12 protein-coding genes and 1 riboswitch are annotated in these 11,864 nt (G+C 39.0%); of the genes, 4 read left to right on the forward strand and 8 right to left on the reverse strand.

The window, feature by feature from the left end; all coding sequences use genetic code 11:
• Positions 1 to 172 precede the first annotated feature (172 nt).
• The 3 genes from AC25Y5_RS14675 to AC25Y5_RS14685 all read right to left on the reverse strand — a co-directional run bounded on the left by AC25Y5_RS14675 (position 173) and on the right by AC25Y5_RS14685 (position 3,702).
• Positions 173 to 1,534 carry a catalase gene (locus AC25Y5_RS14675; RefSeq protein ID WP_488140937.1) on the reverse strand — a complete coding sequence of 454 codons (1,362 nt, stop codon included), beginning with the start codon at positions 1,532 to 1,534 and terminating at the stop codon, positions 173 to 175.
• A 294-nt stretch (positions 1,535 to 1,828) separates the two neighbouring features.
• On the reverse strand, positions 1,829 to 2,665 hold the full coding sequence (locus tag AC25Y5_RS14680; protein WP_488140938.1) for a hypothetical protein: 837 nt from the start codon (positions 2,663 to 2,665) through the stop codon (positions 1,829 to 1,831).
• A 158-nt stretch (positions 2,666 to 2,823) separates the two neighbouring features.
• Positions 2,824 to 3,702: a LysR family transcriptional regulator gene (locus AC25Y5_RS14685; protein ID WP_488140939.1), complete on the reverse strand. Its 879-nt coding sequence runs from the start codon at positions 3,700 to 3,702 to the stop codon at positions 2,824 to 2,826.
• A gap of 143 nt (positions 3,703 to 3,845) precedes the next feature.
• Here AC25Y5_RS14685 and AC25Y5_RS14690 point away from each other — a divergent pair, with 143 nt between their 5' ends.
• From AC25Y5_RS14690 to AC25Y5_RS14700, 3 genes are all read left to right on the forward strand, one after another.
• Positions 3,846 to 4,823, forward strand: a complete 978-nt coding sequence (locus tag AC25Y5_RS14690) for a DMT family transporter (protein WP_488140940.1) — start codon at positions 3,846 to 3,848, stop codon at positions 4,821 to 4,823.
• A gap of 72 nt (positions 4,824 to 4,895) precedes the next feature.
• Positions 4,896 to 4,994: riboswitch (guanidine-I (ykkC/yxkD leader) on the forward strand.
• Between the two features lie 299 nt (positions 4,995 to 5,293).
• Positions 5,294 to 5,635, forward strand: a complete 342-nt coding sequence (locus AC25Y5_RS14695; protein ID WP_488140941.1) for a DMT family transporter — start codon at positions 5,294 to 5,296, stop codon at positions 5,633 to 5,635.
• Complete coding sequence (locus AC25Y5_RS14700) at positions 5,635 to 5,949, forward strand: DMT family transporter (RefSeq protein ID WP_488140942.1); 315 nt, start codon at positions 5,635 to 5,637, stop codon at positions 5,947 to 5,949. The genes AC25Y5_RS14695 and AC25Y5_RS14700 overlap by 1 nt, the downstream gene beginning before the upstream one ends.
• Before the next feature lie 148 nt (positions 5,950 to 6,097).
• On the opposite strand, the gene phoU is transcribed toward AC25Y5_RS14700, so the two are convergent.
• From phoU to AC25Y5_RS14725, 5 genes are all read right to left on the reverse strand, one after another.
• Positions 6,098 to 6,751, reverse strand: a complete 654-nt coding sequence (gene phoU / locus AC25Y5_RS14705) for a phosphate signaling complex protein PhoU (RefSeq protein WP_488140943.1) — start codon at positions 6,749 to 6,751, stop codon at positions 6,098 to 6,100.
• A 19-nt stretch (positions 6,752 to 6,770) separates the two neighbouring features.
• Positions 6,771 to 7,541 (reverse strand): phosphate ABC transporter ATP-binding protein PstB, encoded by a 771-nt coding sequence (gene pstB, locus AC25Y5_RS14710; RefSeq protein WP_488140953.1) that lies wholly within the window; start codon positions 7,539 to 7,541, stop codon positions 6,771 to 6,773.
• A 76-nt stretch (positions 7,542 to 7,617) separates the two neighbouring features.
• The gene (pstA, locus tag AC25Y5_RS14715) at positions 7,618 to 8,445 is read right to left on the reverse strand and encodes a phosphate ABC transporter permease PstA (RefSeq protein WP_488140944.1); all 828 of its coding nucleotides are present in this window, start codon (positions 8,443 to 8,445) and stop codon (positions 7,618 to 7,620) included.
• A 1-nt stretch (position 8,446) separates the two neighbouring features.
• Positions 8,447 to 9,361, reverse strand: a complete 915-nt coding sequence (gene pstC, locus AC25Y5_RS14720) for a phosphate ABC transporter permease subunit PstC (protein WP_488140945.1) — start codon at positions 9,359 to 9,361, stop codon at positions 8,447 to 8,449.
• Positions 9,362 to 9,408: 47 nt separating this feature from the next.
• On the reverse strand, positions 9,409 to 10,251 hold the full coding sequence (locus tag AC25Y5_RS14725) for a phosphate ABC transporter substrate-binding protein (protein ID WP_488140946.1): 843 nt from the start codon (positions 10,249 to 10,251) through the stop codon (positions 9,409 to 9,411).
• Positions 10,252 to 10,869: 618 nt separating this feature from the next.
• Between AC25Y5_RS14725 and AC25Y5_RS14730 the strand changes: the two genes are divergently transcribed.
• Entirely contained in the window at positions 10,870 to 11,631 is a 762-nt protein-coding gene (locus AC25Y5_RS14730) for an alpha/beta fold hydrolase (RefSeq protein ID WP_488140947.1), read from the forward strand.
• The last annotated feature ends 233 nt before the right edge of the window (positions 11,632 to 11,864 follow it).

The following is an 11,864-nucleotide window of genomic DNA, read 5'->3' on the forward strand; positions in this document are numbered from 1 at the left end:
AAAAACAATAGCGATATTTTATTATATCAGCAAAATTGCCAGAATCGTTTTTAGTGCTTTCTTTTTAAAGTCCTGCAAATGAAAGACCAGACAGCAATTTGTCTGGTCTTGATTCCAATCGAATGAAATTGTGTTGAACTTTCTGAGTAGATTTGCGCATATGTGCCTAGCATTAACCTTTTTCCTGCTTTTCAATTGCCTTCACAACCCGTTCTCCCAATTCCGGTGACGCATTGTGCAGATACGTCAAAACGATGCGTAGCGTTCCAGGGGATATGCCGGCGAGATCAGCAGAAAGATTCGTTATTAGGTGCTCTTGCTGCACAGGGGGAAGCGCGCTATAATATTGCCCGGCCTGCGTAAAATCATCTTGTTTTGGCAAATCGGATCGCACGAGATGACCTTCCACATATCTTCCATTTCCACTTGTTACTTGTGTTGCAGGCGTCCAGTCACTCTGATGATTGATGGGGATTTTGCGGAAGTCGGGTCCGAGCCGCCGTCGCTGAGAATCCGAGTAAATATTGGCGCGCCCTTGCAGCATTTTATCATCAGATAATTCGACCCCATCCAAAAGATTCGACGGTGAAAATGCCACTTTCTCCACTTGTTCCATATAGTTATCCGGATTTTGATTCAACATCAGGCGGCCAACCGGGATCAACGGATACTGCTGTTCATCCCAAATTTTCGTATCATCCAATGGATCAAAGGGTAGAGTGGTTGCGTCTTGTGGATTCATGAGCTGCACATAAAGCCCATAGACAACGGGCTTTCCTGAAGCGATTGTGTCATGTAAGTCCTTACCTGCAATATCCGGATTCTCACAGTTCCACCTGGCCGCTTCTTGAGCATCTATATACTGCTCCCCCGCCTCAGGAATCCAGTGGTATTTAACATAACTGCGAACGCCTTGCTCATTCCTCCAAACGTAGGTGTTCACACTGTGACCCGGCATGTGGCGAAAGCTTTTTACTGTGCCTGCATCAGAGTACAGCCGAACAACGAAATGGGTCGCTTCTGGCGCTGTAGCTACGAAGCCCCAGAATCGTTCGGGATTCATCAAGTTATTTACCGGCGAGGGTAGAAAAGCCTTAATGGAGTCTGGAAAGCGTATGGCATCTCGTACCAAAAATACAGGGATGTGGTTGAAGACCAGATCAAAAATACCCTCTTCTGTATAAAATTTAGTAGAAAACCCACGCACATTTCGCGAGGTATCCGGCGTACCTTTCGTGCTTACGGCAAACGAAAACCTCACCGTAACCGGGACTTGCTGCCCGGGATTTTGTAAAAAGCTAAGTTTTGTGTAATTCGCCATGGAATACACTGTCTGAAAATATCCGAAAGCACCAAAGCCTTTCACATGAACGGGTCTTTCTATAATTTTTGTATGGACAAAGTCCTCCAATGTTTCATGCAAAATACTGTCCTGCTCCAGTACAGGACCTCTTTCACCTACAGTCTGTGAATTTAATATCTTTCTGTTTAGTTGCGTGGGAGAGATTGATTCCCCTCCATGGTTTTCTCTCATAGTATTTCCTACCTCCTGTATCCACATGTTAATTCTGTTAGATACAGTATTATTTATGTCAGGGGGTGGGCGATTATGAATGCGGATGGATGAGTGGACGGGTAAAAGAGGTTGGGAGTTCGCTTTTGTTGGAGGGTTTGCAGGGGTGGCTGGACGAGTTCGTTGGACACTTTAGTGAGGTACCAAAACTAATCCATAAAAAAAGAAAGCAGGTAAACTTCCCACTTTCTAAACACATAAGTTAAGAAACCCATTCTTTATATCATCATAGAATTTGCCTTCAATTCTCCTTAATTAGTTATCTAATTCCACGATTATTAATTCATTTAATCTTTCCTCTTCTTCCGATTCTGGAGAATAATATACATAGTAAATCGCTGCTGGAAGGTCTTTATAATCCTTAATATGGGCAATGAATTGGTTGAACTTTTCTTGCATTACTATGTTTTCTTCAGCTGGTTTCAACAGTTCTAGATTGATTTCAGGAAGATACAGTGGGACTTTGGGCGAAATCTCTTCATCTACCATATGTTTATCCAACATTTCTTCTATATTATTTACATCTTCAAATTTCCCTAACTTGTAATCTTCGGACAAAGAAAATGCCAGTTTGCGCTCTTCTTCTTTACTCTCAATGAATAATGATCTTTTTGCCTGAACCCTTACATCATCCACTTCAACTTTCACAATCTTATCAAAGTTTTCAAGTCTTTCTAATTCCTGTTCATAAGCCTCCTGAAAAAGGTTTGTTAACAGAAATTCACCAAGCATACCTAAACCGTTTGCACCATTGCCTTCAATATCGACGTCTATGAGTTCCATCGTTCCGTCATCTTTTCTATGTATTTCCGCTTCCGCATTAAACGTGAAGATTGGTTGATTTTTCGTCTTCACAGGAATGAGCACCCGTTTTTCATTGACGGTCGGAATTCCATGATTTAAAGCAAACTTGGCCTTTTTCATATTCGGATCCAGTTCAAGGTCGTATTCCCTTTCCCCTTTATCCAAAATGATTTGCTCAACTTCTTGCTTAAAGTTATCTGCCTCAATGAACTGCTTCGCTTCTTTCGATGCACAGCCGACGAGCATTAAGCTAGCCATAACGACAAAAAGAAAACCATACTTCTTCATCTTCTCACTCCTCGACATAGCAATCTTCGGATCCATAACTATCATAGCGTGATTTCCTACTTTATGTAACGTTGTTGGACAGCGTCAGGTTTTTGTTAAACACTTTGAAGAGTTTTGTTGGAACCTTTAATGAGTATCTAGAACCCCACTACTTCGCTTTAGCGGTCGGAGTTGTTCAGCCATACTTTCATATACTCAATAAATTTTTGAGCGGCCGGAGAAATGGTTTTGAAGGATGGGGCTGCGATACCGATAGAGCGATAATGTTCTCCTTCTAAGCTCAGAATACGAACGTTATCCGGAACGCGGTACAAAACCATTTCTGGAAGAATACTAATTCCCAACCCATTTTGAACCATTGAAATAATCGCTTGATCATCCGCAAGTTCAAATTTAATATTAGGGGTTACCTTGTTTTCATGATAAATTCGCATCAAATCATTATCGCTCCCTTTCTTCGACATAATCAGCATCTCATCTTTAATGTCTGCAACACTTATCTCCTGCTGGTTTGCAAGGCGATGCTCGTCAGAAAGAATGCACAGCATGCGGTCTTTTTTCAAGAAAATCACATCAAATGACTTCGAAGTCGGTAACGAAACAAAGCCAAAATCAACCGTACCCGTTGCGATCCAATGCTCAAGCGTATCGTAACCCCCCTCTAATAACTTAATATCGATAGCAGGGAAATCTGCATTAAAACTTTTCAGGATTTCTGGTAGCCATTGAATGGAAACACTCGAAAAAGTTCCAATGCGTACGGTACCAATGTCAAGACCCTTAATGCTGGCGATTTCTTGCATCATTTGTTCATTTCTATTTAATATTTCGTGGATATGCTTTAATACGAGTTCTCCATTACTAGTCAACTTGATCCCTGCACGTCCTCTGATCAAGATGATAAATCCCCATTCGAATTCAAGACTAGCAATTGCATGACTCACGGCGGATTGCGTTAAACCAAGAATCTCTGCCGCTTGTTTGAGACTCCCTGATTCTACAACTGTGCTAAATATTTCAAACTTGATAAGTGACAACTTCCTCAATCCTTTCACGTGAATTTTTTTCAACTAACGCCTTAAAAACATTCATTTTTATTATCTAAATACTACATGTATACTAAAAACTAATCAATAACGATCGTTGAATTTAAACAATAAATGGAACAGGAGGTCGTTAGATGGATAATTCAATAAGTAAGGGTACACAAGTAAAAGCGGACTTGATGATGGTCATGGTGACAATGTTCTGGGGGGCATCCTATTTATTTATGAAGATGGGCCTCGATTCGATTCAAGAATTTAACTTAATTGCATTGCGTTTTGGAATTGCTTTTCTTGTAGCTGCACTTGTATTTTATCGACGCCTTCTTAAAATTGATGCTAAAACAATCAAGCATGGATTTTTACTCGGATCGCTGTTATTCTTATGCACTTCCGTAGTAGTAATCGGATTAAAAACGACTTCAGTTTCAAATGCCGGATTCTTATTTAGTCTTGCGGTTATCTTTGTTCCTTTGTTACTAGCACTCTTTTCTCGAAAGAAACCTGAAAAAAGAGTGATGGTCAGCTTGTGTATCTCGATTACAGGAATCGGTCTATTAACGTTAAACCAGGCATTTACCATCAATGCTGGAGATTTCTTGTGTATCTTAGGCGCGTTGTTTTACGCCCTTCACATAATCGTGACAGGGAGTGTAACAAAAAATGCGGATGCCATCTCCATTGGGGTCATACAGCTTGGGTTCGCAGGTGCATGGGGCCTTCTCTTTTCACTGTTATTCGAAAAACCACAACTTCCAAGCAACATGGAATCATGGAGTGCAATTTTAGCATTAAGCATTTTGTGTAGTGCAGTTGGATTTATTGGCCAAACTGTAGCCCAAAAACATACAACACCCACACGTACAGGTCTGATCTTTTCATTAGAGCCCGTATTTGCAGCATTCTTTGCTTATCTTTTCGTAGGGGAAATCCTTACAAATAAAGGGTATGTAGGGGCTGTCCTAGTGTTAATCGGGGTGCTTGCTGCGGAAATCAATGTAAAGAAACTATTGGGGAGAAGATACTTTGTAAAAACAAGGAGCAGGTCTATAGCAAGCGGATTAAAGGTGTCCCAAACAAGTCAGAACTCTCTGGATACCTTGCACCGTTCATGATAACTTATCCTTTTATCAATCTACTATCGACTATTTTAAAAAAATGTGTATAATACAAGGTAATTAAATACCTTAAATGTTTTCTAGGGTTCCGCAACTGTCAATGTTGGCCTGGTCCGAGAGAAAACTCACAGCTATGCTGTGTCACGGAAGGATAAAAGCCTGGGAGAAACTGTTTTTTTACAGTTGTCTCTTAGGCTTTTTTGTTTTTTAAGAGTAATAATATCAATTACGCCTCGGCGTAATTGCGTTCAGATTTTGAATCGAGCTTGCTCGATTGACTCCTTTCAAAATCTGTGACATCCGCCGGAGGCTTTATCTTTGTTCAGCGGGCGTTTGGATACCCGCTGAACAGGAAAACAAAACCGCATTCATCTTCCACCTATGGAGGTGAGAGTCTTCTGTAGCTGACGCTTCGCTTTCAGTACAAAAACATTTGCTGAATAAAGATAAATGGAGGTGTTATTTCAATGAATACGAACTGGGTTAAAGTAGTAATCGCTGCTTTTTTCGAAGTTTTTTGGGTTATTGGATTAAAACACGCAGATGACTTTTGGACTTGGACTGGAACAGTTATTGCCATTATCGTTAGTTTTTATTTAATGATTATGGCGGGCAAAAAACTACCAGTTGGAACTGTCTATGCGGTTTTTGTAGGGTTAGGTACGGCCGGAACAGTTTTTTCTGACATCGTATTTTTCGATGAACCATTTAAAATTGCAAAAGTACTTTTAATTTTGGTTTTATTAGGTGGAGTAGTTGGTTTGAAGTTAGTTACTAAAGATACCGATAATAAAGGGGTTGAATCTTAATGGCGTGGGTTTCTTTGGTTGTTGCAGGTATATTTGAAATGCTTGGCGTTTTAATGATAAATAAGCTGCATAAAGACCGTAATTGGCAATCGCTGCTGTATCTAACTCTAGCGTTTGGGGCAAGTTTTATATTTCTCGCTTATTCAATGAAAATACTTCCGATGGGTACAGCTTATGCAATTTGGACAGGCATTGGTGCGTCTGGTGGAGCCATTTTAGGTATGCTTTTCTACGGTGAATCAAAAGAATGGAGAAGAATTGTTTTTATAGGAATGGTGTTAGGTGCTGCAATAGGGCTGAAACTAGTTTCATGAACGAGTTTTTGGATTTTAGTTGGTAGCTTTGGGGAGTTGGTTGGACACTTCGAAGGTTTGGTTGGAAACCTCCCCAAAACAAAAAAACAGGATCATCCCACAGACCGGTAATTCCCCGATCCATAAGACAACCCTGTTTAACTAAAAGTTACGAGTTAAAATCATATATCTGACCTTTGATCAAATACGCTGCACTCTCAGCGATATTTGTGATATGGTCTGCTGTTCTTTCAAGATAACGATTTACAAAGATTAATTGGACAAGCTGATTGGTTTCTTCTGGATGTTCACTTAGATAATCAGTCAGTTTTTTATAGTTATCACCACTTAATTCATCCACTTCGTCCTCTAAGTCTCCAACTTCTTTTGCAAGTACCATATTTTCATCGAAAAAGGATTGAAGTGCTTTTCCTAGCATTTCAACTGACAGATCTTTCATCTTCTCTAGTTGTGTTAAGTCCAGTAAAGACGTTGTCTGACCAATTTTAATGGTTGATTTTGCAATATTGACGGCGAAATCGCCAACTCGTTCAATTTCAGATGAAATTTTAAGTACCCCAATGATTTCACGCAAATCCCTTGAAATCGGTGCTTCTTTAGCCATAATCCAGATGGCAAACTGGTTAATATCCATTTCGATATTATCAATCGCAGTATCGCCCTCGATGGTTTTAATAGCCAGCTCAACATCTTGTGTTTTCAAGGCTTTGATTGATCTTTCTAGGGCAGTAATGGATAGTTCGCCCATATAGGTAATTTTCTTTTTCAATTCCTCTAAATTCTTCTCGAAGTTTTCACGCATAATCCTCAGTTACCCCCTGTTATCCGAATCGACCTGTGACATAATCCTCTGTTCTTTGATCCTTAGGTGTAGAGAAAATATTATCTGTATCATCGTACTCAACAACTTCTCCGTTCAAGAAAAAAGCTGTTTTATCCGAGATTCGTGCTGCTTGTTGCATGTTATGAGTAACAATAACAATTGTAAACTCTTTTTTCAACTTTGTAATGAGTTCTTCAACTTTTAATGTAGAAATTGGATCGAGTGCAGAAGTAGGTTCATCCATTAAAATCACATCTGGTTTCATTGCAATGGCACGTGCAATACAAACACGCTGTTGCTGACCACCAGACAGACCCAGTGCTGAGGTTTTAAGACGATCTTTTACCTCATCCCAGATGGCTGCTCCGCGTAAACTCTCTTCTACAATTTTATTTAATTCTTTTTTATTCGTGATGCCTTGCCCTCTTGGACCATACGCAACATTGTCAAAAATGCTCATTGGGAATAAATTCGGTTTTTGGAACACCATTCCCACTTTTGTCCGTAATTTGATGACATCACTTGAACTATATATTCTTTCTTGATCAATGACAACTTCACCTGTAATTTTCACACCATCAATTAAATCATTCATGCGGTTTAATGTACGTAAAAAAGTCGATTTGCCACACCCTGAAGGTCCAATTAAAGCAGTAACCTCATTTTCACGAATAGCAAGATCGACGCCGAACAGCGCTTGTTTCTCACCATAGAATAAATTCAAATCCGTTACATTAATTTTCGATGTACGTCCTATATTTTGCTCCATATGCGCAAATACCTCTCCTGATTGATTTTGTGTGATCGCTGGTTCCATTACTGCTGTAGTCATTGATAAGCACTCCTTATTTGTTGGTTCCTTTGTTTAATTTCTTTGATATGTAAGTCGCTGAAAGGTTGATGATTAAAATGATAACAATTAGAACAATACCCACTGCCGCAGCAAGTTCAATGTCTCCCGATTCTTGAGTAACTAAGTAAGAATGAACCGTCAAAGTTCGAGCGGATGAAAAGATCCCCTCTGGCATGGCAGCAACAGTTCCTGCAGTTAAGAAGATGGCAGCTGACTCACCAACAATTCGACCTACAGAAAGGATGATACCTGACAAAATCCCCGGCATGGCATTTGGTAAAATTACTTTATATAAGGTTTGTAGCTTCGTTGTCCCTAGTGCTAACGAACCTTCACGATACGAAGCCGGTACTGTTTTCAAGGCTTCTTCGGTTGTTCGGATGATGACAGGCAAAACAATAATCGTTAATGTCAATGATGCGGCAATAATCGACATACCTAACTTTAAGGTTGTTACAAAGAATACTGCCCCAAACAAACCGTAAATAATCGAGGGGATTCCTGTCAAACTTTCTGTTGCAAAACGTATGACTCTTACCAATCGACCTTGTTTCGCATATTCTTGCAAGTAAACGGCCGCTAATATCCCAATGGGTGTTGCAATGAGCAATGAAATAACAATTGTGTAGATCGTGGTTACAATCATTGGCCAAATACCCCCGCCACCAGTTGGTGAATAATCGCCAAAGATGAAATCGAAACTGATTAAACGAAATCCTTTATAAAAGATGAATCCAACAATCATAACAAGGACAGCAACCGATAAGAGTGCCGAGAACCATAAAAGGCCACGCAACAAGTTATCTTTAGTTTGTCTCATCTTAGTTGCCACCCTTCGAACTGATTCTGGCTAATACAAAATTCAAAATTAATATGAATGAGAATAAAACGATTCCCGTTGCAAACAACATTTCCTGATGTGTGCCGAATGCATAACCCATTTCCAATGCAACGTTTGTCGTAAGTGGTCGAACACTGTCTGTTAAGCTCGTAGGGACGATTAAACTATTACCAGCTACTAATATAACTGCCATCGTTTCTCCGATTGCTCTACCTAACCCTAAGACGACTGCCGTCATAATTCCCGACTTAGCTGCTGGTACAATGACTTTAAAAATGGTCCCAATATGGGAAACACCAAGTGCCAATGATCCTTCACGATACGTTTGAGGGACAGCACGTATCGCCGTCTCTGCTACAGTTACAATTGTCGGTAACATCATGATTGCCAACACCAGTATAACTGCGAGTAAGCTTTGTCCTTTCACTAAACCGAATGTATCTTGTAAAAACGGAACAATGATCGCAAGTCCGAATACACCGTATAGTACAGATGGGATACCCGCTAGCAATTGAATGGCTGGTGAAATGATTTTAGCTACCCGTTTAGAAGCAATTTCTGCTAAGAAAATAGCTGTAAATAAACCAATAGGAACTCCGAGTATCAATGCACCAATTGTTGCGTAAATGGATGCAACAATCATTGGAAATATACCGAATTTGTCTTCACTTGGGATCCAATCAGAACCAAAGATGAAATCTATAAAGCTATAGCCCTGCGCTACAAAGGGATGAGCTCCTTTATAAAATACAAATCCAATGATTAACAATAAAGTGATGACTGAAAGAAGTGCACAAATCAAGAATATTCTTGATGATACCTTCTCTAACATATACTTCCTTTTATTCGCTTTACCGATTGCTACGGACTGCTTATTAGTTGTTGGGATAGACACACTTTATTCCTCCAAAATCACGTTAAATATTATGTTTTTGTCATTCTTTATTTTATAGGAATGGCTCCTGCTTCTGCTGCAATGAGTTGTCCATCTTCACTTAAGATGAAATCTATAAATCGTTGACCTGCTTCTGTTAACTCGCCTTCTTTATGTACAAATAAGAAGGGTCTCGATAAACTGTATTGTCCTTTTAGAACATTTTCTGCTGTTGCTTCTACGCCATTAATATCGATTGTCGAAATGGAATCATCGATATATTCAAATGAAACAAAGCCCACTGCATGTTTATTGTTCCCTACTGTTGTTTTAATATTACCGTTACCACTTGCGATAATGGAATTTCTTATTAATTCGCCAGAGCTGTAATCGACAATTTCTTGGAAAGCATCACGCGACCCTGAACCATCCTCACGAGAGACAACAACAATTTCCAAATCATCTCCACCAAGTTCTTTCCAGTTCGTCACTTCACCTGTAAAAATCTCCTTTACTTGCTCCATCGTTAGGTCTTTTACTTTATTCGTTGGATGCGTCACTACGACAATTCCGTCATAAGCAATTACGATTTCTTTCAATCCACTCGCTCGTTCTTCATCCTTTAAATCACGCGAAGACATACCGATTTCAGACACACCACTGATTGCATTGGTAATACCTGCAGATGAACCAATTTGGTTTATTTCAATATTTGTATTATCCTGCTCTGAATAGGCGTGGGCAAGCTTTTCAGCAAGCGGTCCTACAGACGTTGAACCAGAAATAGCAACTGTGGAATCACTACCTTTTGACCCTTCTTCGTTAGGTTCATCATTGCTGTTACACGCTGATAGTAAAGTAACAAGAGACAGCATTAACATCCCCGTTTTCACATTTTTCAAACTAATCATTTCTGACCTCCTAGAAATAGAATAGGAACTTTTATGTCGTATTTTGTCTAATAATAGAATAATCGCCTAGTGTAAATTTTCAACAGGTTTTTTGTAAAGGTTTTGTAAATTTCATTAAAAACAAGTGACTTTGTGTAAAAGTTTGTTAAGATTTCATGCTTGAGATGATCACTTAGGATGCGTTGAAATTAGGATTTAATCCTTTCCATTTATTTCAGAATTGATGTTAGGTGTTTGTTTAGTTAAAAGGCTTGAAAACCGCTATTTTCACTGGACTATGTCGATTGGTTAGAAGTGACTCCCTTTTCGGTTTTCCTGTTGTGAATATTCGCCTGCCTCGCCCCTACAATATCCTAGTGATAAATGCAGTTATTTTAAAAGAAATGAATAGATGACTTCCTATTAGAGAGTGTAAATGCTTGAAGATGCAATTTACGACAATATAAGCACCTTGTACATTGTATTCTCTGCTTTTCTCTTAAGCAAGTGACAATTCCTTTTACAGAATATAGAGATACTATAAAGAGGTCTAAATTGGATATTTATGGTAAACTGAGGATGAGATTGTGAAGGTTTCTACTTAAAATAAGAGAAATAAATGCAAAAGAGGTGAATGAGTTGGGTTTACATTACAAAGAGTATGGGGATAAGAATGCATCATTAATGGTATTTTTACATGGTGGTGGCGTAAGTAGTTGGATGTGGGATGAACAAATTCAATACTTCAGTCATTATCATTGCATCACAATTGATTTACCAGAACAAGAAAACTTTTCAATTCAATTAAGTGCAGAAAAAGTAAATGACTTGATAGGAAAAATAGCAAACGGTAAAAAAGTAATTGTTATTGGATTTTCATTAGGGGCACAAGTAACGATTCAAATGTTAAGTATTCAACCAAATTTAATCAATTATGCATTTATAAACAGCGCTTTAGTAAGACCGAATGCATTTGTTAGAAATATGATTAGGCCGGCTATAAAACTAACCTTTCCATTAGTGAAAAATAAATCTTTTTCAAAGCTTCAAGCGAAAGCACTCTACGTTGATGAAAAACACTTTGAAACCTATTACAAGAAAAGTTCTCAAATGAAGGCAGATACACTTATTAGAATACTAGAAGAAAATATGTCGTTTACAATACCCAAAGATTTCAGCAAAGCACAGTGCAATATAGTCGTTACGGTTGGAGTAAAAGAAAAAGCCGTGATGAAAAAATCAGCGATGGACATCGTTTTGGCGAATGCAAATTGTACAGGAATCATTATCCCTAACGTAGGCCATGGAATACCCTTGGTGAATCCTAATTTTTTTAATCAAATGATTGAAAATTGGATCCAGGGAGGTAATTTACCACAAGGTATGATAACGATCAAGTAAATCATGTTTGTATGCGCTAAGGGGTAGCTTTCACTCCCCCATCAGTTAGACACTTTCGAGCTTTCGTTAGACACTTAACAGGGTTAATTGGACATCTTCAGAGGTTGCTTGGACACGTCGGAGGATTGGTTGGAAACCTCTCGCTTCAAACCACCCAGCGGAAAAAGTCAGGAAACTGTCCGGTTATTATGGGGCCACTGAAAAAGTTCTATACTATAGTAAGAACTAGTTGA

This window comes from Sporosarcina sp. Y1011 (genome assembly GCF_057669885.1).

Excerpts from the sequence above, each read along its gene's own strand:
- AC25Y5_RS14700 (WP_488140942.1), top strand. The coding sequence starts at position 5,635 with ATGGCGTGGGTTTCTTTGGTTGTTGCAGGTATATTTGAAATGCTTGGC.
- pstB (WP_488140953.1), bottom strand. The coding sequence starts at position 7,541 with ATGGAGCAAAATATAGGACGTACATCGAAAATTAATGTAACGGATTTG.
- phoU (WP_488140943.1), bottom strand. The coding sequence starts at position 6,751 with ATGCGTGAAAACTTCGAGAAGAATTTAGAGGAATTGAAAAAGAAAATT.
- AC25Y5_RS14695 (WP_488140941.1), top strand. The coding sequence starts at position 5,294 with ATGAATACGAACTGGGTTAAAGTAGTAATCGCTGCTTTTTTCGAAGTT.
- AC25Y5_RS14725 (WP_488140946.1), bottom strand. The coding sequence starts at position 10,251 with ATGATTAGTTTGAAAAATGTGAAAACGGGGATGTTAATGCTGTCTCTT.
- AC25Y5_RS14690 (WP_488140940.1), top strand. The coding sequence starts at position 3,846 with ATGGATAATTCAATAAGTAAGGGTACACAAGTAAAAGCGGACTTGATG.
- AC25Y5_RS14675 (WP_488140937.1), bottom strand. The coding sequence starts at position 1,534 with ATGAGAGAAAACCATGGAGGGGAATCAATCTCTCCCACGCAACTAAAC.
- AC25Y5_RS14680 (WP_488140938.1), bottom strand. The coding sequence starts at position 2,665 with ATGAAGAAGTATGGTTTTCTTTTTGTCGTTATGGCTAGCTTAATGCTC.
- pstA (WP_488140944.1), bottom strand. The coding sequence starts at position 8,445 with ATGAGACAAACTAAAGATAACTTGTTGCGTGGCCTTTTATGGTTCTCG.